This window comes from Amycolatopsis sp. NPDC051106, from assembly GCF_040682775.1.
Lineage (GTDB): Bacteria > Actinomycetota > Actinomycetes > Mycobacteriales > Pseudonocardiaceae > Amycolatopsis.
The window spans coordinates 84,001-104,615 of the sequence record NZ_JBFBBQ010000002.1 but is presented as its reverse complement, the minus strand read 5'-3'; the positions used below and the strand labels follow the sequence as shown (position 1 = coordinate 104,615).

Annotated in this window: 22 protein-coding genes; 13 read left to right on the top strand and 9 right to left on the bottom strand. The window is 72.3% G+C overall.

The features are described from left to right. Positions 1-11: 11 nt before the first annotated feature. Entirely contained in the window at positions 12-806 is a 795-nt protein-coding gene (locus AB0M83_RS02130; RefSeq protein ID WP_364511097.1) for a GntR family transcriptional regulator, read from the bottom strand. Between the two features lie 86 nt (positions 807-892). Here AB0M83_RS02130 and AB0M83_RS02125 point away from each other — a divergent pair, with 86 nt between their 5' ends. The 3 genes from AB0M83_RS02125 (at position 893) to AB0M83_RS02115 (ending at position 3,733) form a co-directional block, all read left to right on the top strand. Further along, positions 893-1,762 carry an aldolase gene (locus AB0M83_RS02125; protein WP_364511095.1) on the top strand — a complete coding sequence of 290 codons (870 nt, stop codon included), beginning with the start codon at positions 893-895 and terminating at the stop codon, positions 1,760-1,762. Positions 1,763-1,797: 35 nt separating this feature from the next. Further along, entirely contained in the window at positions 1,798-3,282 is a 1,485-nt protein-coding gene (locus AB0M83_RS02120) for a CoA-acylating methylmalonate-semialdehyde dehydrogenase (RefSeq protein WP_364511708.1), read from the top strand. A 79-nt stretch (positions 3,283-3,361) separates the two neighbouring features. Then, complete coding sequence (locus AB0M83_RS02115) at positions 3,362-3,733, top strand: hypothetical protein (RefSeq protein ID WP_364511092.1); 372 nt, start codon at positions 3,362-3,364, stop codon at positions 3,731-3,733. Here AB0M83_RS02115 and AB0M83_RS02110 read toward each other — a convergent pair. Then, complete coding sequence (locus AB0M83_RS02110) at positions 3,730-4,296, bottom strand: TetR/AcrR family transcriptional regulator (RefSeq protein WP_364511089.1); 567 nt, start codon at positions 4,294-4,296, stop codon at positions 3,730-3,732. The two genes, AB0M83_RS02115 and AB0M83_RS02110, sit on opposite strands and share 4 nt — an antisense overlap. A gap of 193 nt (positions 4,297-4,489) precedes the next feature. Here AB0M83_RS02110 and AB0M83_RS02105 point away from each other — a divergent pair, with 193 nt between their 5' ends. The 5 genes from AB0M83_RS02105 (at position 4,490) to AB0M83_RS02085 (ending at position 11,036) form a co-directional block, all read left to right on the top strand. After that, entirely contained in the window at positions 4,490-4,942 is a 453-nt protein-coding gene (locus AB0M83_RS02105) for a (2Fe-2S)-binding protein (RefSeq protein WP_364511086.1), read from the top strand. Further along, positions 4,929-5,891, top strand: a complete 963-nt coding sequence (locus AB0M83_RS02100) for a xanthine dehydrogenase family protein subunit M (protein ID WP_364511083.1) — start codon at positions 4,929-4,931, stop codon at positions 5,889-5,891. Before AB0M83_RS02105 ends, AB0M83_RS02100 begins: the two co-directional genes overlap by 14 nt. After that, the gene (locus tag AB0M83_RS02095; RefSeq protein ID WP_364511080.1) at positions 5,888-8,062 is read left to right on the top strand and encodes a xanthine dehydrogenase family protein molybdopterin-binding subunit; all 2,175 of its coding nucleotides are present in this window, start codon (positions 5,888-5,890) and stop codon (positions 8,060-8,062) included. The genes AB0M83_RS02100 and AB0M83_RS02095 overlap by 4 nt, the downstream gene beginning before the upstream one ends. Positions 8,063-8,240: 178 nt before the next feature. Continuing rightward, a complete protein-coding gene (locus AB0M83_RS02090; RefSeq protein ID WP_364511077.1) occupies positions 8,241-9,671 on the top strand; it encodes a carboxylesterase family protein in 1,431 nt (476 codons plus the stop codon). A gap of 87 nt (positions 9,672-9,758) precedes the next feature. Then, positions 9,759-11,036 (top strand): ATP-binding protein, encoded by a 1,278-nt coding sequence (locus AB0M83_RS02085; protein WP_364511075.1) that lies wholly within the window; start codon positions 9,759-9,761, stop codon positions 11,034-11,036. 208 nt (positions 11,037-11,244) lie between these two features. Here the strand turns inward: AB0M83_RS02085 and AB0M83_RS02080 are convergent, their stop codons facing one another. The 6 genes from AB0M83_RS02080 to AB0M83_RS02055 all read right to left on the bottom strand — a co-directional run bounded on the left by AB0M83_RS02080 (position 11,245) and on the right by AB0M83_RS02055 (position 15,423). Further along, positions 11,245-11,607 (bottom strand): hypothetical protein, encoded by a 363-nt coding sequence (locus AB0M83_RS02080; protein WP_364511073.1) that lies wholly within the window; start codon positions 11,605-11,607, stop codon positions 11,245-11,247. Positions 11,608-11,724: 117 nt separating this feature from the next. Beyond that, entirely contained in the window at positions 11,725-12,402 is a 678-nt protein-coding gene (locus tag AB0M83_RS02075; protein WP_364511071.1) for a GNAT family N-acetyltransferase, read from the bottom strand. Positions 12,403-12,463: 61 nt separating this feature from the next. Next, positions 12,464-13,096, bottom strand: a complete 633-nt coding sequence (locus AB0M83_RS02070; RefSeq protein WP_364511068.1) for a hypothetical protein — start codon at positions 13,094-13,096, stop codon at positions 12,464-12,466. A gap of 77 nt (positions 13,097-13,173) precedes the next feature. Continuing rightward, positions 13,174-13,584 (bottom strand): VOC family protein, encoded by a 411-nt coding sequence (locus AB0M83_RS02065; RefSeq protein WP_364511065.1) that lies wholly within the window; start codon positions 13,582-13,584, stop codon positions 13,174-13,176. Positions 13,585-13,655: 71 nt separating this feature from the next. Further along, positions 13,656-14,213: a hypothetical protein gene (locus AB0M83_RS02060; protein ID WP_364511062.1), complete on the bottom strand. Its 558-nt coding sequence runs from the start codon at positions 14,211-14,213 to the stop codon at positions 13,656-13,658. A 223-nt stretch (positions 14,214-14,436) separates the two neighbouring features. After that, positions 14,437-15,423, bottom strand: coding sequence for an NAD(P)-dependent alcohol dehydrogenase (locus AB0M83_RS02055; protein WP_364511059.1), 987 nt, complete (start codon positions 15,421-15,423; stop codon positions 14,437-14,439). Between the two features lie 83 nt (positions 15,424-15,506). Between AB0M83_RS02055 and AB0M83_RS02050 the strand changes: the two genes are divergently transcribed. The 5 genes from AB0M83_RS02050 to AB0M83_RS02030 all read left to right on the top strand — a co-directional run bounded on the left by AB0M83_RS02050 (position 15,507) and on the right by AB0M83_RS02030 (position 20,086). Next, the gene (locus AB0M83_RS02050; protein ID WP_285480296.1) at positions 15,507-15,836 is read left to right on the top strand and encodes a helix-turn-helix domain-containing protein; all 330 of its coding nucleotides are present in this window, start codon (positions 15,507-15,509) and stop codon (positions 15,834-15,836) included. Between the two features lie 71 nt (positions 15,837-15,907). Continuing rightward, complete coding sequence (locus tag AB0M83_RS02045; protein WP_364511055.1) at positions 15,908-16,348, top strand: MarR family transcriptional regulator; 441 nt, start codon at positions 15,908-15,910, stop codon at positions 16,346-16,348. After that, the gene (locus AB0M83_RS02040; RefSeq protein ID WP_364511052.1) at positions 16,345-17,148 is read left to right on the top strand and encodes an ATP-binding cassette domain-containing protein; all 804 of its coding nucleotides are present in this window, start codon (positions 16,345-16,347) and stop codon (positions 17,146-17,148) included. Before AB0M83_RS02045 ends, AB0M83_RS02040 begins: the two co-directional genes overlap by 4 nt. Beyond that, positions 17,108-17,929, top strand: coding sequence for an ABC transporter permease (locus AB0M83_RS02035; RefSeq protein WP_364511049.1), 822 nt, complete (start codon positions 17,108-17,110; stop codon positions 17,927-17,929). Before AB0M83_RS02040 ends, AB0M83_RS02035 begins: the two co-directional genes overlap by 41 nt. 114 nt (positions 17,930-18,043) lie before the next feature. Beyond that, entirely contained in the window at positions 18,044-20,086 is a 2,043-nt protein-coding gene (locus AB0M83_RS02030; protein ID WP_364511047.1) for a transglycosylase domain-containing protein, read from the top strand. Here the strand turns inward: AB0M83_RS02030 and AB0M83_RS02025 are convergent, their stop codons facing one another. Beyond that, positions 20,087-20,512, bottom strand: a complete 426-nt coding sequence (locus tag AB0M83_RS02025; protein ID WP_364511044.1) for a nitroreductase/quinone reductase family protein — start codon at positions 20,510-20,512, stop codon at positions 20,087-20,089. Positions 20,513-20,615 lie beyond the last annotated feature (103 nt).

Genomic DNA, 20,615 nt, shown 5'->3' with positions numbered 1-20,615 from the left:
CCGGTCCGCGCCTACTGGGGGCCGTTGGTGAGCGAGAGGTTGAACGCGTAGCGGGACGCGCGGTAGACGTGCCAGCCGTACTCGACCACGCGGCCGGAGTCGTCGTACGTCGTGCGCTGCATGGTCAGCAGGGCCGCACCCGGCTGCTCGTCCAGCGGCTCCGCGTCCTCTTCGGTCGCCAGCCGGGCGCCGATGTGCTGCTCCGCCGCGTGCAGGCGGATCCCCGCCGAACGCAGGAGCTGGTAGAGGCCCTTGTCGCGCAGTTCCTCGTCCGTCGGGTCGATGATTCCGTCGGGCAGGTAGTTGTTCATCAGCGCGAGCGGCTCGCCGTCGGTCGACCGGATGCGGGTCAGCCGCCGCACCCGCGTCAGGCCCGGCGCCTCCAGCAGCTCGGCCACCTCGGCGCCGGCGTCCTCCACGCTGTTGGCCAGCACCACCGACTCCGGCTTGCCGCCGAGCCCGGCGAGGTCGTCGAAGAGGCTGCTCAGGCGCAGCGGCCGCGCCACCTTGGTCCGGACGACCTGGGTGCCGACGCCGCGCCGCCGCACCAGCAGCCCCTGGTTGACCAGCGTCTGGATCGCCTGGCGGAGGGTCGGGCGCGACAGCCGCAAGCTCGCGGCCAGGTCCACCTCGTTGCCCAGCCGCGCGCCCGCGGGCAGGCGGCCGTCCTCGATCGCGGCGTGCAGCTGGCGGGAGACCTGGAAGTACAGCGGCTCGGGACTACCGGGGTCCAGCACGATCTCCCGGCCGGGATCCCAGGCCGGGTGCGTGACGTCCACGCGGGACGACGGCGGCGGGGTGCTCATCGCCGGAAGCCTACCGTCACCCGGCCGGTTGACCGCATGTCCATATGTCTTGACAAAGTCTCCGGGGCGCTGGCATCGTCGGCCGGGTGACGGAAATGGTGCGGCGCATCGTCGCCAAGCGGGTGCACGACCCGGGCGCGGTCGCCGAGGCGGCCGCGAGCCGCGTGCGGGCCAAGTCGCCCTTCAACGACAAGGGCCGCGCGATGATCATCGCCGCGGACCACCCGGCTCGCGGCGCCCTCGGCGTCGGCGGCGACCCCACCGCGATGGCGAACCGCGGCGAGCTACTCGAACGGCTGTGTCTCGCGCTCGAACGGCCGGGCGTCACCGGCGTGCTGGGGACCGCGGACGTCCTCGACGACCTGCTGCTTCTCGGCGTGCTGGACGGCAAGACCGTGCTCGGGTCGATGAACCGCACCGGGCTGGCCGGGTCGAGCTTCGAGATCGACGATCGCTTCGCCTGCTACGACGCCGAAGCGATCGAGCGGATGCGGTTCGACGGCGGCAAGACCCTCACCCGGATCTGCCTCGACGACCCGGCCACGCCGAGCGTCCTGGAAAACACCGCGAACGCGATCACCGAACTGGCCGGCCGCAAGCTGATCGCGATGGTCGAGCCGTTCCTGTCGGTCCGGGCCGACGGGCGGCTCAAGAACGACCTCTCGCCCGACGCCGTCATCAAGTCGATCACCGTCGCCGCCGGGCTCGGCCGCTCGTCGGCCTACACGTGGCTCAAGCTCCCCGTGGTGGACGACATGGAGCGCGTGCTCGCGTCGTCGACCCTGCCGGCCGTCCTGCTCGGCGGCGAAGTCACCGACCCGGACGCGGCCTTCGCGGCGTGGCAACGCGCGCTCACCCAGCCGACCGTGCAAGGCCTGGTCGTCGGACGCTCGCTGCTCTACCCGCACGACGGCGACGTCGCCAAGGCAGTCGACACCGCGGTGGGGCTGTTGTGAACAACCGGAATCAGCGCACCGACCTCGGGAGCACCGTGCACACCATCGAGCACTGGATCAACGGCACCACCACGTCCGCGGGCTCGACCCGCACCGCGCCGGTCTACGACCCGGCCACCGGGAAGCGGCAGGCGGAGGTGCTGCTCGCCGAAGCGTCCGATGTGGACACCGCGGTCGCGTCGGCGAGCAAGGCCTTCGAGACCTGGGGCGACTCCTCGCTGTCCCAGCGGACCAAGGTGATGTTCGCCTTCCGCGAGCTGCTGGTGAAGCACGAGGACGAGCTCGCCCGCATCATCTCGAGCGAACACGGCAAGGTCGTCGACGACGCCCGCGGCGAGATCGTGCGCGGCCGCGAGGTGGTCGAGTACGCGTGCGGCATCGCCGACGCGCTCAAGGGCAGCTTCTCCGACCAGGTCTCCCGCGACGTCGACGTGCACGACTTCCGGCAGCCGCTCGGGGTCGTCGCCGGGATCACGCCGTTCAACTTCCCGATCATGGTCCCGCTGTGGATGCACCCGGTCGCGATCGCCACCGGCAACACGTTCGTCCTCAAGCCGAGCGAGCGCGACCCGTCGGTATCGAACTTCGTCGCCCGGCTCTACGCCGAGGCGGGGCTGCCCGAAGGCGTGTTCACCGTCGTCCACGGCGACAAGGTGGCGGTCGACGCGATCCTGGACCACCCGGACGTCGCCGCGGTCTCGTTCGTCGGCTCGACCCCGATCGCCAAGTACGTGCACGAGCGCGGGACCGCGGCCGGCAAGCGCGTCCAGGCTCTCGGCGGGGCGAAGAACCACGCCGTCGTGCTGCCCGACGCCGACCTGGAGTACGCCGCGAACCACCTGACCGCGGCGGCCTTCGGCTCGGCCGGGCAGCGGTGCATGGCGATCTCGGTCGGCGTGGCCGTCGGGGCGGCCGGCGACGAGCTGGTCGGGATCCTCGAGCGCAAGGCTCGCGAGGTCAAGGTCGGTCCCGGCACCGACCCGGCCAGCGACATGGGCCCGGTGGTCACCGAGGCCGCCCGCGAGCGCGTGGTGAACGCCGTCGCGCGGGGCGCGGAGCAGGGCGCGTCGGTGGTGGTCGACGGCCGCGGGCTGACGGTCGAGGGGCACGAGGAAGGTTTCTTCGTCGGACCGTCCCTTTTGGACAACGTCACCACGGACATGCAGGCCTACCAGGAGGAGATCTTCGGGCCGGTGCTGGCGGTCGTGCGCGCGGAGACCGTGGCCGAGGCGATCGCGATCATCAACGCCAACCCCTACGGCAACGGCACCGCGATCTTCACCGGCAGCGGCGAGGCGGCGCGCAGGTTCCAGCGCGAGGTCAAGGTCGGCATGATCGGCGTCAACGTGCCGATCCCGGTCCCGATGTCGTACTACTCCTTCGGCGGCTGGAAGGACTCCCTCATCGGCGACAGCCCCATCCACGGTCCGGCGGGCGTCCGCTTCTACACCCGAGCGAAGGTCGTCACCACCCGCTGGCCCCACTCCGCAGCGGCGTTCACCTTCCCCACCTCCAGCTGAACGGACCCGCCGCGGTAACCGGAACACCCATCTCCGGTTTCCGGTACGGTGGGTGGCGGCACCGACGAAGGAGGCCACCGTGGGGTACCGAGGCCCGCTCCCGAAGAACACCGTCGACCGCGTCAACACGTGCGTCGGCTCGCTCCGGAGGTCTCCGCGCTGGGGACGGCTGGTCCGCCGCCACCTCACGCAGGTCACCTACACCGGACGGCGGTCGGGCCGCACGTTCAGCACGCCGGTCGGCTACCGGCGGGCGGGCGACGTCGTCACCATCGGCGTCCGGCTGCCCGACGCCAAGAAGTGGTGGCGCAACTTCACCGGCGACGGCGGCCCGCTGTCCCTCGAACTCGACGACACCGAGCGCACCGGCCACGCCGTCGCCCGGCGCGACGAGAAGGGCCGCGTCACCGTGACCGTCCGGCTCGACGAACCCGAAACCGAAACCGCCTAGCGAGCCATCCCGTGCCAGAGCAGCTCGGCGAGGGCCGCCGCGTCGCCGCGCCAGTCGCCGTTCGGGTCGAGCAGCAGCAGCCCGGCCAGGCCGCGCAGCACGACCAGCGGGTCGAGGTCCGGCCGCACGGTCCCGGCCGCCTCGTTGGCCTTCAGCAACGTCGAGACCGCGCCGACCATCGCCTCGTACGCGTTCGCCGGCAGCTCGCCACGGGAGGCCGTCGCGCGGCGCAGGGCGTCGGCCAGGCCCTTCTTGGTCATCATGTAGTGCGCCAGGTGGTCGGTCACCCACACCCGGAACGCCTCGTCCGCGGCGTGCTTCTCCAGCAGCACCGGCACGATGTCGACGATCTGCCGCACCTCGCGCTGGTACACCGCCAGGATCAGCGCCTCCGGCGTCGGGAAGTGCCGGTACACCGTGCCGACGCCGACCTCGGCCTGCTTCGCGATCGCGTTGAACGAGACCTCGCCCGTGCGGGCCAGCGACTCCGCGGCCACGACGAGGATGCGCTCGTGGTTGCGCCGGGTGTCCGCGCGCCGGGGGCTGACCGATCCCGTCGTCATCGTCCTCCCGCTCTCCGTGCCGTCCCGCCGAATCTAACCCAGACCTGGAGCCGCTCCAGCATGTCCGGTTCGTTGCGAACCGGATTGTAATCCGCTAGCCTCACGATCGGGTGAAGCGGATGAGTATCCGCTCCCCGTTCGCCGCCACCACCACCGTCAGGTACCCACCCGGACGAGCTGCGGAAAGAGACCAGTGGACATCTCACTCGAAGTCAACGGCAGTACCGAACACCTGGACGTCGATCCCGGTGTGACCCTCCTCGACGCGCTGCGCGAGCGCCTCGACGTCACCGGCCCGAAGAAGGGCTGCGACCGCGGGCAGTGCGGCGCCTGCACCGTGCACGTCGGCGGCCGGCCCGTGTTGTCGTGCCTCACGCTGGCCGCCACCGTCAAGCAGCCGGTCACCACCGTCGAAGGACTGTCCACAGAGGACAAGCTGCACCCGGTGCAGCAGGCCTTCGTCGACCAGGACGCCCTGCAGTGCGGGTTCTGCACCGCCGGGCAGATCATGTCGGCGGTCGCCGCCGTCGAGCAGGACGTCGAGGACGTGCGGGAGTTCATGTCCGGCAACCTCTGCCGGTGCGCGGCCTACCCGAACATCGTCAAGGCCGTCGACCAGGCGAGGCGGGCCGATGCGTCCCTTTGAGCTGACCGCCCCCACCACCGTCGACGACGCGCTCGCGACGCCCGGCACGTTCCTGGCCGGCGGGACGACGCTGGTCGACCTCATGAAGCTGAACGTCCTCACCCCCGAGCACGTCCTGGACATCAACCAGGTCCCGCTGCAGGGCATCGACACGAGCGACGGCCTGCGCTTCGGCGCGCTGGAGCGGATGAGCGCCATCGCGGCGCACCCGCAGGTGTACCCGGCGATCTCGCGCGCGCTGCTGCTGAGCGCGTCCCAGCAGATCCGGAACATGGCCAGCATCGGCGGGAACCTGCTGCAGCGCACGCGCTGCTCGTACTTCCGCGACGTCGCCACGCCGTGCAACAAGCGCGAGCCCGGCAGCGGCTGCTCGGCCCTCGACGGCGCCAACCGGATGCACGCGATCCTCGGCACCAGCGACTCGTGCGTCGCCACGCACGCCAGTGACGTCGCCGTCGCCCTGGTGGCGCTCGACGCGCGCCTGCTGCTGGCGAACGCCGAAGGCACCCGCGAAGTCGCCCTGCGCGACTTCTACCAGCTGCCCGGCGACACCCCGGCGCTGGAGAACGACCTGCGCCCCGGCGAGCTGATCACCGACGTGGTCGTCCCGCGTCGCGACTGGGCCGCGAACTCGACCTACGTCAAGGTGCGCGACCGCCAGTCCTACGAGTTCGCGCTGTGCTCGGCCGCCGTCGCGCTGGACGTCCGCGACGGCGTCATCGCCGACGCGCGGGTCGCGGCCGGTGGCGTCGGGACGGTGCCGTGGCACCTGCCCGCCGTCGAAGACGCCCTGCGGGGCGCCCCGGCGACCCAGGCTTCCTTCGAAGCCGCCGCGGCCGTGGCCGCCGACGGCGCGCGCCCGTTGCGGGACAACGCCTTCAAGGTGTCGCTGCTCAAGCGGACGATCGTCCGCGCCCTGCTCGAACTGACCGAGGGGAGCTCCCGATGATCACCCGGCTCGACGCGCCGCTGAAGGTCACCGGCGAGGCCAAGTACGGCGCCGACCACTCCTTCACCGGCATGGTCTACGGCTACCTCGTCCTCAGCACGATCGCCCACGGCGAGATCGAAGCCATGGACGCCACCGCGGCCAAGAGCGCGCCCGGCGTGCTCGAGGTGTACACGCCGTTCGACTCGCTGGCGTTGCGCCCGCCGAGCCTGCCGGTGTTCGGCGAGACGTGGGTTCCGTTGCAGGACAAGGAAGTCACCTACTACGGCCAGCCGGTCGCCTTCGTGGTCGCGGAGACGTTCGAGCAGGCCCGGGACGCGGCGGCCCTCGTCGCGGTCGCCTACCGCGAGCGGCCCGCCCTGACCTCGCTCGCCGAGGGGCTCGACACGGCCGAAGTCGCGCCGCCGGGCTTCGACGGCTCTCCCCCGGAAATCGAGGTGCTCGAAGACGGCGTCGAATCCATCGAAGCCGCCCTGGCCGCGAGCCCGGTCGTCGTCGAGGCGACCTACTCGACCGCGACGCAGAACCACGCCGCGATGGAGCCGCACTCCGCGGTCGCGGTGTGGGACGACGGCAAGCTGACCGTCTACAGCGGGAACCAGGCGTCCAACATGCAGGCGGCGGAGCTGGCCATCGCGCTCGACCTGGCGCCGGACGCCGTCCACGCGATCAACCCGTTCGTCGGCGGCGCGTTCGGCGGCAAGGGGCGGACCTCCACGCCGGCGTTCCTGGCCGCGGCGGCGGCCCGGGCCCTCGGCCGGCCGGTGAAGGCCGCGCTCACCCGCGAGCAGGTCTTCACCGCCACGGCCGGCCGGGCCGCGACGGTCCAGAAGCTCGCGCTCGGCGCCGAGCCGGACGGCACCCTGATCGCCCTGCGCCACGACTCGTGGTGCCACACGGACGTCGCCCGGTCGTTCGTCGAACCGACGTCGCACGGCACCTCGCGCGAGTGGTACGCCACGAAGAACCTGTCGATCACGCAGAAGGTCGTGCCGCTGAACCTCCCGCCGACGACGTTCATGCGGGCCCCCGGCGAGGCGCCGGGCTCGTTCGCGCTGGAGAGCGCGATCGACGAGCTCGCCGTGAAGCTGGGCATGGACCCGATCGAGCTGCGCGTCCGCAACAACTCGACCGCCCCGCCCGGGCACGACCTGCAGTGGTCGAGCAAGCACCTCGACGAGTGCTTCCGCATCGGCGCGGACCGGTTCGGCTGGGCGCACCGCCCGCCGGGCACGCGCACCGACGGCGACTGGCTCGTCGGCATGGGCGTGGCCACCGCGGTGTTCCCCGCCCTGCGGTTCCCGGCCACGGTCGGCATCACCCTGCGGGCGGACGAAACCGCCGTCGTCGCGACGAGCGGCGCGGACCCCGGCACCGGCCTGCTCACCGTGCTTTCCCTGGTGGGCGCCGAGTCGCTGGACATCCCCGCCGACCGGATCGTGCCGCGGCTCGGCGACTCGACCCTGCCGCCCGGCGGCATGTCCGGCGGCTCGACGGCGACGGCGAGCGCGGGCACGGCGATCATGCTGGCCGCCACCAAGGCGATCGACGAACTGGTCGCCCTGGCGGCCGACCCGGGCGCGCCGTTCGAAGGCGCCGAAGTCACCTACGCCGACGGCCGGGTCTTCGCCGACGGGCGGTCCATGACGTTCGGTGAGCTGCTGCGAGCCGTGGGACGCGAATCGCTCGAGGTGACCGGCACGTCGGCGCCCGGCGAGGAGATGACCAAGCACTCGTTCGCCTCGTGGGGCGCCCAGTTCGTCGAAGTCCGCGTGCACAAGTGGACGCGCGAGGCCCGCGTGTCGCGGATGCTCGGCGTCTTCGACGCGGGCCGGATCATCAACGACAAAGCGGCCCGCAGCCAGCTGATGGGCGGCATGATCTGGGGCATCTCGGCGGCGCTGCACGAGGGCTTGGAGGTCGAGGCGAACGGCCGGTTCGCGAACGGCGACTTCGCGAGCTACCTGCTCCCGGTCAACGCCGACATCCCGGAGGTCGACGTCCACTTCGTCGAGTACCCGGACACCCTGCACAACGCGGTCGGCGCGCGCGGGCTCGGCGAGATCGGCACGGTCGGCATGGCCGCGGCGGTCGCCAACGCGGTGCACAACGCCACTGGCATCCGGGTCCGGCACATCCCGATCACCATCGAAGATCTGCTCGAGGACTGATCGCTCGGGGGCGGACACGCGCGCGTGTCCGCCCCCGAGCGTTCGGCCACCTGGCGCAACGGGCCCGGCGCCGTTATCCATCCGCGACAACTCTCGGCGGATCGCCCATGACGGCGGCCCGTCCACGGTCCTAGGCTGACGGGCGCTCGCCCGATCTTCCTCGAAGGGACCCCCCGGCATGACCGACCCCGTCGTCCCCACCACGTCCGGCGCGGTCCGCGGTCACGTCACCGCCGCCGGCTTCGCGCTGTTCCGCGGCATCCCGTACGCCGCCGCGCCCGAGGGCGACCTGCGCTTCGCCGAACCCGTCCCCGCCCCGCCGTGGGAGGACGTCCGCGACGCGAGCAGACCCGGGCCGACCGCACCGCAACGCCGGCACGACGTGCCCGGCCTCGACCTCTCTCCCCTGACCGGCACCGGCTGGCGGCCGGGCCCGGAGTACCTGACGGTCGACGTCTGGACCCCGCAGCTCGGCGCGGCCGGCCTGCCCGTGCTCGTGTTCGTGCACGGCGGCGCGTTCCTCGGCGGCACCGGGTCGGCACCGGGCTACGACGGCACCTCGTTCTCGCACGCCGGCGCGGTGCTCGTGACCGTCCAATACCGCCTCGGCGCCGACGGTTTCCTGCCGCTGGAGGGCGGCACGACGAACCTGGGCCTGCGCGACCAGCTCGCGGCCCTGCGGTGGGTCCAGGAGAACATCACCGGCTTCGGCGGCGACCCCGGCAACGTCACGTTCTTCGGCGCCGCCTCCGGCGCGGTCAGCGTCGCCTGCCTCCTCGGTTCCCCGCTTTCGCAGGGGCTCTTCCACCGGGCCATCGTCCAGAGTGGACACCCGGACATGGTGCGCGACGGCGTCCAGTCCCGCCGCCTCGCCCGGGTGATCGCCGACGAGCTGAAGGCCGAACCGACCGCCGAGGCGTTCCGGAAGGTCTCGACCGAGCAGCTGCTCGACGCGCAGGAGGCCGTCCTGCGGCCCGGTGGCGCCCCCGACCTGCGCGACGCGCTCGGCTACGACCGCGGGTACGGGCTCAGCCCGTTCCTCCCGATGGTCGGCGACGACGTCCTGCCGCAGCACCCGGCCAAGGCCATCCGCGCGGGCGCGGGCCGCGACGTCGACCTGGTCGTCGGCAGCTGCAGCGAGGAGATGCGGCTCTACCTGGTGCCCACCGGCGCGCTCGAGGCGGTCACCGACGACCAGGCCGTGGCGTCGCTGGCGGTCTCGCACCCCGATCCGGCCGGCGTGCTCCACCGGTACGGCCTCGGCTCGGACCGCTCGGCGGGCGAGGTCCTCGTGGCGGCCCTGACCGACCTGGTGTTCCGCGACGGCGTGCGCGACCTGGCCGAGCACCACGGCGGCCGGACCTTCCGGTACGAGTTCGAGTGGGGTTCCCCGTTGCTCGAGGGCAGCCTGGGCGCGTGTCACGGGCTCGAGCTGCCGTTCGTGTTCGACGCGCTGGGACCGCTGTCCGGGCCGCGGGGCCTGCTCGGCGAGCACCCGCCGCGGGAGCTCGCCCGCGACCTGAACAGCGCCTGGTACCGCTTCGCCGCCACCGGCGAACCCGGCTGGGCCGAGTACGCGGGCGAGGACACGGTGTTCCACACCTACTGACCCCTACCCCGGGGAGCGGTTGACGACGCCCCCGCCGCGCTGCCAGGCTCAGACCGCCCGGACGGCCGGATGAAATGGGGACCACCGATGCCCGAGGCGGGCTCTGCCGCACCGCCGCGCGCGCTCGTTCGCACGCTGTTGCGCAGCGGCACACCCGCGGAGCCGGCCGAGCCTCCCGACGAGCACAGTGATCTCGCCGCCGTCGGGGACGCGACGCTCGCCCGCGCCGCGCGCTACTGGGTCGTCGTGCCGCTCGCTTACCGGATCGCGGCGTTCGTCAAGGTGTTCATCGGGTTCGCCGCGGCCAACGGCCGGGTCGGGCTCGGGCCGGTGCTGGCCGCCACGGTGTTCGCCGTCGCGGCCAACACCGGCGCGGTGGCCTGGGTGCTGCGCACCGGCGGGCTGCGGGCCCGCAGCACCGGCCGCGCCCTCGCGCTGGACCTGGCCGTCGGGGTGGCGCTCAACTTCGCCGTCGCCGCGACGGCCCCGGCGGCGGTGCAGCCGTTCGCGGTCGACGTGGCCTGGACCTGGCTGGTCGGCGCGGTGGCCATGTGGGCGGGCACGTCCGGACTGCCCTCGGCGCTGTGGCTGGTGGTGGCGGCCGCCCCGCTCCGGGCGGCGCTCACCCTGGCCGGCGGCCTGCCCCTGACCGACCCGCTCTCCCTGACGCGGTCGATCGGCTGCATGGTCGCGCTGGCGGTGGCGATCGTGCTCGCCGCGGGCATCCTCATCCTGCTCGGCGCCGGCACCCGGTTCGCGGTCGACATCGGGATCCGCCGCGGGCGCGAGGCCGAGCGCCGCCGGACGCGGCGCATCATGCACGACAGCGTCCTGCAGACGCTGGAAGCGCTCGCCATCTCGGCACCGGGCGACGACGCGCACGCCGTGAGCCGGCTGTCCGAAGTGCGCTCGGTCGCGAAGGCGGAGGCGGCCGAAATCCGCCGCCGGATCACCGAGCCGATCCCGAACGGGACGGCGCGCGGGTTCGCGGTCGAGCTGGCCGACGTCGCGACCGAGATGGCCCGCGACGGCCTGCGCACCCAGCTCGTCGCCGCGGACTTCGCCGACGACGACAAGCTGTCCCAGGACCGCCGCACGGCGATGTGCGAAGCGGTGCGGGAAGCGTTGCGCAACACGGTGAAGCACTCCGGGACGAAGCAGGTCGTGCTGCGCGTGGAGGAGCGCGACGGCGGGATCGCGGTGGTGGCGCGCGACCAGGGCCAGGGCTTCGACGTCCACGACCGGCCCCCGGGCTTCGGCATCACCCAGTCGATCATCGCCCGCCTGGCCGAGGTGGGCGGCCACGGCACGGTGGACTCCCAGCCGGGCCGCGGCACCCGCGTGACGATGTGGGTGCCGAGCTAGGGTCGCGCGTCCGAGGTTCGTTGACGGCTGCGGGTGCTGAGCGGTGGGTCGCGTGATGACAGGAATGAGTCATTCACTGCGTCGAGCGAGGTGAACGGGTCATTCACTGCATCGGCGCGGCCGGGAGTCCAGGCGGGCGGGTCGGCATCGGCCGCTTCCGATGTCGACCAACTTGCGACCCGCGACACCAGGCGCTGCCGGTCGGCGGTCAGGCCGCGCGCCGGGCGTCGCGCTCGGCGGCCAGGCTCGCGCGGCAGGCCGCGGTCAGCCGGGTGGTGGCGGCACTGCCGCCGTGACCACAGCGCGGGCAGGTCATCGAGACGGCCTGCGACAGCTCGTCGACGGCGACGCACAGCGCGGTCCGGCAGCCGCGGCACCAGCGGTGCCGGGTGACCGGGCTGACGTGGGTCGGCGAGGCCACGCACTGGTGGATCCACCGGCCGTGCACGTGGCAGGTCAGGCGGTCGTCGGGCGCCAGCAGGCCGACATCCTCGGCGTCGTCTTCGGTGGCGAGCAGGACCGGCAGGCTGCGGATCCGGGCCGGCGTGGCGGTGCAAGTCGTGGCGGTCATCTCGGTCCCCTTTCTCTACTGGGACGTCGAATCGCGGACGCCGGAATCGACATCCCGCCGCCATTGGCCGGATCTCGGTGGTTCCCGGCCTTCTGGCCACTGCGGGCCCGGCGGCGCCTAGCCCGGCACGCGGACCGCGACGAAGTCCGGCCGCTGCCGCAGCACGAAGCCGAGCGAAAGGTACAGGCGGATCGCGGAAGTGTTGCTCGCGGCCGCGTGCATCATCGGCGTCTCGCCACGCTCGCGGATGCCCGCCGCCACGGCGAGCACGAGCCGCGTCGCGAGGCCCTGCCCGCGGTACGCCGGGTCGGTGCACACCGCGCTGATCTCGGTGTGGCCCGGCGGGTGCATACGCTCGCCGGCCATCGCGACCAGCGCGCCATCGCGCCGGATGCCCAGGTACGTGCCGAGCTCGACGGTCCGCTTCCGGAACGGCCCGGGCTTCGTCCGCTCGACGAGGTCCAGCATCTCCGGCACGTCCGCGAGCCCGAGCCGCACGGCTTCGGGGTCCGGCGCGGCCGCGACGCTCTCGTCGACGAGCTGGACCCCGGGAAGCTCGTCGAGCACCTCCCAGCCGGCCGGCGGCCGGGCGGTGGTGGAGGCGAGCACGACGACGGCTCCCGGCCCGCCGAGCTCGGCGACGTCGAGCCAGTCCTGCTCGCGGGGATCGTCGGGAAGGCCGAGGAACGGAGCGACGTCCTCGGCGTAGCGCACCACGCGTCCGCGTCGTTCGGCGAAGCGGGCGTGCGGGCCGGTCAGGGACGCCCAAACCGGGTTGTCGAGCGGAGAAGCCATACCGCCAGGATGCTCGGAACCGCCGGTCCCGTGGCGGCGCTCCCACATCCTGAGCGGGCGCTCAGCCGACCGTGGTCAGCTCGTCGTCCGAGAGCACGCCGGACCCGGCCGACACGACCAGCCTGCCGCCGCCGACCTGGTAGGTGTAGTCGCCGTTCTTCGCGACGAAACCGTCGCCCGAGGGCTCGGCGGGCAGCATGATGTGGGTGTCGTCGGACGCCGCCTGCCCGCGGGCCTGGCCGTCGTAGAAGATCCGCCCGTCGGGCACCCGGCAGATCGTGATCAGCGACTTCACCGTCTGCGCCACGAGCAGCGCCGTCCCCTGGCCGCCCGGCAGGTACCGCGCCGCGTCACCCGGGCACGGCTTCCCCGCCGGCGTCGCGGAGGTCGACGTCGGCGGCGTCACCGGCGGGGTGACGCCGTTCGCCGTGGTGACCACCGTCTTGGTCGTCGGCAGGGCCGGCGTCGTGTACGACGGGAACGGCCCGGACGCGGCGGGCGCGGGCTTCGAGCGCGAGGTGAACAGCAGGACCCCGCCGATCGCGGCCGCGGCGACCAGCATCAGGGCCAGCAGCACCCACAGGGCCCGCGCTCGAGCCCGGCCCGGGGCCAGGCTCGAGCAGGTCCCGCACCGCCCGGCCGCGGGGTCGTTGACCGCGCCGCACTGCGCGCACGTCCAGGGAAAACCCGCCATCGGGCCTCCTTCGCCCCGGCGCGGGAGCACGCCGGCCCCTCATCGTCACCGACGCGGGCCCGGGCTGCAACGCCCCGTTACGCCTTCTGGACGACGTTGACCATCCACGGGATGCCGAACTTGTCGATGCAGGAACCGAATTCGTCGCCCCACATCTGCTTTTCGAACGGAACCGTCACGGTGCCGCCCTCGCTCAGCTTTTCCCAGTAGGCGCGCAGATCGGCCGCGTCGTCGCCGCTGAGGCTGACTGTGATGTTCGTGCCCGGGTTGTGGTCCATCCCGGTCGGGGTGTCGGACGCCATCAGCGTGTAGCCGTTGTCGGTCTCCAGCTGGGCGTGCATGATCTTCTCCGCGTCCGCTCCTTCGGGTGCCCCGAATTCGCCGAACGTGTTGACGGTCAGCGTGCCGCCGAAGACGCTTTTGTAGAACTCCATGGCCTGACGGGCCTCGGCGCGGAAGCTCAGGTACGGGTTGAGAACGGAAGCCACGGCGATCTCCTTCGGTCCGGACGAGAGCAGCATCCTCGCAGAAGCCCGTGACCTGGACAAACGCGGGAATTTCAGACGACGAACCGGCGGTGCGCGTGCGGTTCCAACGGCAGCGCGCCGTGCAGCGCGGCGCGGGCGCGCAGTTCCAGCGCGCGGTCGAGGGGCGGGGTCCCGGCGGCCGGCGCCAGGTGGAACGTGCCGCGGCCGAACAGGTAGACCAGCGCGAGCTTGCGGTCGCGGCGCCCGCCCGGCTCGGCGAACTCGACGGTCGCCGACCGCAGGCAGCCGCCGTAGCCCGCCCGGGCCAGCCGGTTCGCGACGTCCACGAGGTCCCCGGTCAGCACGCGCAGGTCGTGGTTGCGGCGCCAGCACCGGACCGTCGAGCGGCCGTCGAGGTCCAGGGTCACCAGCGGGTGCACCGGCAGCCGCGGCGACGTCGCGGCGATCAGCTCCGCCTCGGTGCGGGCCAGCGCGTCGCCGTCGACCTTGAAACCGACCGTGCCGCCGCCGGTGGGCGTGAGGCCGAGCGCGGCACGCATCCGCGGGGCGGCCGCGGCGAGGCTGTAGAGGGACTGCAGGTCCGGACGGGACGTCCAGCAGCGGACGAGCTTGCTGTCCAGCAGGGTCACGACTATGTGTCCTATCTCCGGTCGAAAAGACCGCCGGGCCGGGCGCACTGGCAATGTCCACAGTGGACGTCAGGCGCGGGGACGCGGGGTCGGAAAGGACAGCATGCGCCCGCGGCCGCCGGTTCCGGATCGGAACGCGGCGATCACGCGGCGAACGGCAGCACTTCGCCGCCGAACGGTCACTCCGTGTCAGGTTCAGCCGATCAGCGGTACCCCTTTCGCCTCACGGCACCGCGATGACCACCTTGCCGAGGTTGTGCCGGCTCCGGAACCGCTCGAACGCCGCACCGGCGTGGTCGAACGGGAAGACGCCGTCGATGACCGGAGCGATCGGGCGCACGGCGAGGTGGCGGAGGAGATCCTCGGTGTCCTCGCGGCTGCCGACCCAGATCTTGCGGATGGTCGCGCCACTGCGGAAAAGGTCCATGAACTCGACGGGCGGTCCGCTGCGGCCGACGAACCCGACGAGCGCGATGTCGGCGTGGTGCGTCCCCGCCGCGACGAGCGACTGCGCGAACGTGCCGGGCCCGCCGACCTCGACGATCCGGTCGGCACCGCGGCCGCCGGTGGCGTCGAGGACGGCCTTGCCCCACTCGGGCGTCGCGGTGTAGTCGATGACGGCGTCCGCGCCGAGTCCGGTCAGCTTGGCCGCCTTCGCCGCGCTCGAGGTCGTCGCGACGACGCGCGCGCCGTGCTGCTTGGCGAGCTGCAGGGCGAACAGCGACACGCCCCCGGTGCCGAGGGTGAGCACGACGTCGCCCGGCCTCACCCCGCTGAGCGATGTCCACGCGGTGACGGCGGCGCACGGCAGCGTCGCGCCTTGTTCGTAGGTCAGGGAATCCGGCAGGGCGACGAGCGCGTGCTCCCCGACGGCCCGGTACTCCGCGAGCCAGCCGTCCTGGGCGTTCCCGTAGCCGGCCAGCCCGTCGGGCAGCCGGCCGGCGATCCAGTCCGAGTGGAAGGCGTTGATCACCCGGTCGCCGGGCTCGAACCGCGTGACGCCCTCGCCGACCGCGGCGACCTCGCCCGCGGCGTCGGACACCGGGATCAGGCTGCCGGAGCCGGCGCCGAGGCCGCCGTCGAGGATGAGCAGGTCCCGGTAGTTCAGCGACGTCGCCCGGACCCGGACGAGCACCTCACCCCGTCGCGGCTCGGGCGTGCGCTCTTCGCGCCGGACCAGACGACCGGACTCGGGACGGTAGACGCGCACCTTGAGCTCCCCATGTTAATCGATCGGCTAACATCGACCATGGCACAGCGGGCCGCGTCGCGGCAACCGGGGATACTCGGAGCATGGCCAGCCGCACCGCGACCCCTCTGGAGCACCCGGCCCTCGCGGACGTCTCGTTCCCCGAGGCCCTGGAAGCGCTGCGCGACCCGCACCGGCTGGCCATGGTCGCCGCGCTCGCCCGCGAACCCGGCCAGTCGTGCGGCGCGATCATGCCGCCGGTCAGCAAGCCCGCGGCGTCCCGGCACTTCAAGATCCTCCGCGCGGCCGGCCTGCTGAAGCAGTGGGACAGCGGCACGCAGCGGCTCAACGCGTTGCGCCGCGAGGAGTTCGACGCCCGCTTCCCCGGCCTGCTCGACCTGGCCCTCGCGGAAGCGGCCCGCCTGCCGGGCTGATTTCCCCGCATTTCTCCCCCAACAGACATTTAGCATTGCTAATAGATCTGAGTCAGAGCTACCTTGACGGCATGACCGAACTCGCCGAACGGCTGCTCGGCGCCGTCCAGGGAATCCGCCGGGTGGTGCGCCGCCGCGTGCGCGCCGACGTTCCCGGCTTCCCGCTGCCCGGCGCGCAGGTCGAGGTGCTGCGCGTGGTCGCCGACCACCCCGGCATCGGCGTCGCCGCGGCCGCGCGCGAGCTGCACCTGGCCGCCAACTCGGTCAGCACGCTGGTTAACCAGCTCGTCGACGCCGGCCTGCTGCACCGGGAAGCCGATCCGGCGGACCGGCGCGCGGCGCGGCTGGAGATCACCGGCGCCGCGCACGAGCGGATCGCGTCGTTGCGGCGCGCCCGCACCGGGCTCGTCGCCGAAGCGCTCACCGGACTGTCCGAAGAGGACACAGCGGCGATCGAGCAGGCGTTGCCGGCGCTCGAAAAGCTCATGGGCATCCTGAAGGAGCAGCCATGACCGAACCCGCGGTGCGGTGCACCGAGCTGAGCCACTCGTTCGGGACGACCCGCGCGGTGGACGGCGTCGACCTCGAGATCTCGCCCGGCGAGGTGTTCGGCCTGCTCGGCCCGAACGGCGCCGGCAAGACGACGACGCTCCGGATGATCACGACGCTGCTGCCGACCACGGCGGGCCACATCACGGTCTTCGGCGTCGACGTCGCGCGCCGCCGGATGGCCGTGCGGCGGCTCATCGGCTACGTCCCGCAGCAGCTCTCGGCCGACGGCGCGCTGACCGGGCGCGAGAACGTCGCGTTGTTCGCGCGGCTCTTCGACGTGCCGCGCGCGCGGCGGGACGCCGAGGTGCGGCGCGCCTTGGACCTCGTCGGGCTGGCCGACGAAGCCGGCCGCGTCGCGAAGGGCTACTCCGGCGGCATGATCCGCCGGCTCGAGCTCGCCCAGGCCCTGGTCAGCTCGCCGCGGCTGCTGATCCTCGACGAGCCGACGATCGGGCTGGACCCGGTCGCCCGCTCGGCCGTGTGGGAGCGCATCACGCAGATCCGCGCCGAGACCGGCATGACCGTGCTCGTCACCACGCACTACATGGACGAGGCCGAGCAGTACTGCGACCGCGTCGCGCTCATGCACACCGGCCGGATCCGGGCGCTGGGCACCCCCGCCGACCTCGAGACCGACCTCGGGCCGGGGTCCACATTGGACGACGTGTTCCGCGCGGTCACCGGCGACCGCCTCGAAACCGACGAAGGAGGGATCCGCAGTGTCCGTGCCGCTCGCCGCACCGCCCGCCGTCTCGGCTGACCCCGGTCTGCTGCGCCAGGCGCGCATCCTCGCCGCGCGCGTCGGCGCGATGTGCCTGGTGGAGCTGCAGAAGCTGCGCCGCGACCAGACCGAGCTGCTCACCCGGGCGATCCAGCCCGCGCTGTGGCTGCTGATCTTCGGGGAGACCTTCACCCGGCTGCGCGCGATCCCGACCGGCTCGACGCCGTACCTCGACTACCTCGCGCCCGGCATCCTCGCGCAGTCGGCGTTGTTCATCTCGATCTTCTACGGCATCCAGATCATCTGGGAACGCGACGCGGGCGTGCTCGCCAAGCTCCTGGTGACCCCGACCCCGCGCGCCGCGCTCGTCGCGGGAAAGGCGTTCGCCGCCGGTGTCCGCGCGCTCGTGCAGGCGCTGATGGTGCTGGTCTTGGCCGCAATCCTCGGCGTCGGGCTGACCGTGAACCCGCTGAAGCTCCTCGCCATGGCCGTGATCCTCGTGCTCGGGTCGGCGTTCTTCTGCTGCCTGTCCATCGTGATCGCCGGGATCGTGCTGTCGCGGGAACGGCTGATGGGCATCGGCCAGGCGATCACGATGCCGCTGTTCTTCGGCTCGAACGCGCTGTACCCGGTCGACCTGATGCCGTCGTGGCTGAAGGTGCTCAGCCACGTCAACCCGCTGAGCTACCAGGTCGACGCCCTGCGCGGGCTGCTGATCGGCACCCCGTCGCACCTCGGGCTCGACTTCGGCGTGCTGGCCGCGGCGACCGCCGTCGCGATCGCGGTCGCCTCGGCCCTGCTCGGCAGGTTGGCCCGTTGAGGCACATATCTCACCGAACGGCGGCTTCATTCCCCGGTGGCTAATCTCGGTTTCGTGAATGGTCGCCCTGGCGTGGTCTCTTTTGCCGGTTTGTGCGTTCTCGCCGGAATTCTGGTGGCGGGCACGGTGGCGCCCGCCGCCATCGGTGCCGGCCTGCTGTCGAATCAGGTCAGCGATTCGGTGGACGCCATTTCCGCCCAGCTCGCCGCGGCCGATCCGCCGCTGACGACGACGGTGACCGACCGCGACGGCACCCCGATCGCGACGCTCTACGCGCAGTACCGCCTCCCGGTGACCCCGGCGGGGATCGCGACGACGATGAAGGCCGCCATCATCGGCATCGAGGACCGCCGGTTCTACACCGAAGGCGGCGTCGACGTGCAGGGCATGCTCCGCGCGGCGGTCAACGACAGCGCCGGCGGTTCGCTGCAGGGCGCATCGACGATCACCCAGCAGTACGTCAAGAACTACCTCGTGAACGTCGTCGACCGGACCGACCCGATCGCGCAGCAGGAGGATCGCGAGGACTCGCTCGCGCGCAAGCTGCGCGAGGCGAAAATGGCCGTCCAGCTCAACGCCACCACGAGCAAGGACGACATTCTGGCGAATTACCTCAACGTGGTCGAATTCAGCGGAACCGTGTACGGGGTCGGCGCCGCGGCGAAAGCCTATTTCGGGACGACGGCGGACAAACTGACCGTGCCGCAGGCGGCGTTGCTCGCCGGAATGGTGAACAACCCCAGCATCTACAACCCGTACACGCACCCGGACAAGGCCCTGCAGCGCCGCAACCTCGTCATCGACGCGATGGTGTCCAACGGCTCCCTGCCGGCGTCCTACGCGCCGACGGCCAAGGCGGCGCCGCTCGGGCTGCTGCCGGACGGGCCGGTGACGCCGTCCGGGACGTGCCTGGGCGCGGCGCCGGACGCCGGGTTCTTCTGCGCCTACGCGGAGAACTACCTCGAGCGCGCCGGGTTCACCGCGGACCAGCTCGCCACCGGCGGCTACACGATCAAGACCACCCTCGACCCGCGCGTCTCGCAGGTGACGAAGGACGCCGTCGACGCGAACGTGCCGACCACCCAGGACGGCGTGGCCAACACCTTCGCCGTCGTCCAGCCGGGCTCGAACGGCCACCAGGTGCTCGCCATGGTCGCCAACCGGAACTACGGCACGGATCCGGCGCGGGGCGAGACGTCCACGGACATCGTCGCCGACGCGAGCAACGAGTTCGGCGCGGGCTCGTCGTTCAAGATCTTCACCTCGGCGGCGGCGCTCGTCACCGGCAAGGCGGGCCTGGAGACGCCGCTGCCCAACCCGGACAGCCAGTGCTTCACGCCGCCGGACGCCAACGCGCACACAGCCTGCTACACCGTCCACAACGACGGCCACTACGCCGACCCGATCAGCCTCGCCGACGGCCTCGCGACGTCGCCGAACGTCGCCTTCGTGGGGCTGGAGAACCAGGTCGGGATGCCCGCCGTGCTCGACATGGCGTACAAGCTGGGGCTGCGGAACACCCTGGCGACCAACGACGCCGGAGCCGTGCCGGACCCCGCTTCGAGCAATCCGCAGTACAACGAGCCGCAGTCGAAGTACTTCCGGAACCTGCTGTCGTTCACCCTCGGCAACAGCCCGGTCAGCCCCCTCGAGATGGCCAACGTCTCGGCGACGCTGATGAGCGGCGGCGTCTGGTGCCCGCCGAACCCGATCCTCTCGGTGACCGACCGGAACGGGAACGCGGTGCCGGTCCAGCAGCAGGCGTGCGAGCAGGTCATCCCGACCGGGGTGGCGAACACCCTCGAAGCGGGCCTGAGCAAGGACACGACGAACGGCACGTCGGCCCAGGCCGCGCACGCGGCCGGCTGGACGCGCCCCGACATCGGCAAGACGGGCACGACGCAGCAGAGCGAGTCCGTGGCGTTCGTCGGCGGCGTCGACGGTTACGCGGTCTCGTCCATGGTCTTCGCCGACGGCCCGCACCCGCGCGAAATCTGCCCGGGCACGCCGGTGCACCTCGGCGACTGCGGCCACGGCGCGTTCGGCGGCACGGTCGCCGCGCCGCCGTACTTCCACGCGATGAGCCGGCTGCTCGCGGGGGTGCCGGACCAGCAGATCCCCGGCCCGGACCCGGGCTACCTGACCGCGCGGAGCTAGCTAGCGCGGCTCGAGGAAGACGAGCGGGATCTCGCGCTCGGTCTTCGTCTGGTACTGCGCGTAGTTCTTGAAGTCGCCGGTGATCTTCGGCCAGAGCTTCGCGCGCTCGCCGGCGTCGGCGACCCGAGCCTTCATCGGCCGCTTCGGGGCGCCCTTGAGCGAGACCTCGACGTCCGGGTTGTCGCGCAGGTTGAGGAACCACGCGGGGTGCGTGTCGTCCCCGCCGCGCGAAGCGACGACGACCAGCGTGTCGCCGTCCTGGTGCGGCGAGGTCAGCAGCACCGACCGCGGCTGCCCGCTCTTGCGGCCGGTCGTGGTGAGCTCGAGGACGGGCATGGCGGCTTGCCAGCCCACCTTCCCGCCGCTGAGCTTGATCAGGCCGCGGTGCACGGCGTTCATGGTCTTGAGGACGAAATCGCTCGGCATGATCACAATCTAGTCCCCCTGGTCCCCGAGTTCGGCGAAACCGCCACGCGGCGGCGGGCCGGTGTGCGAGGCTGCGCGGCGAACAGAAGACCTGGGAGAAAGA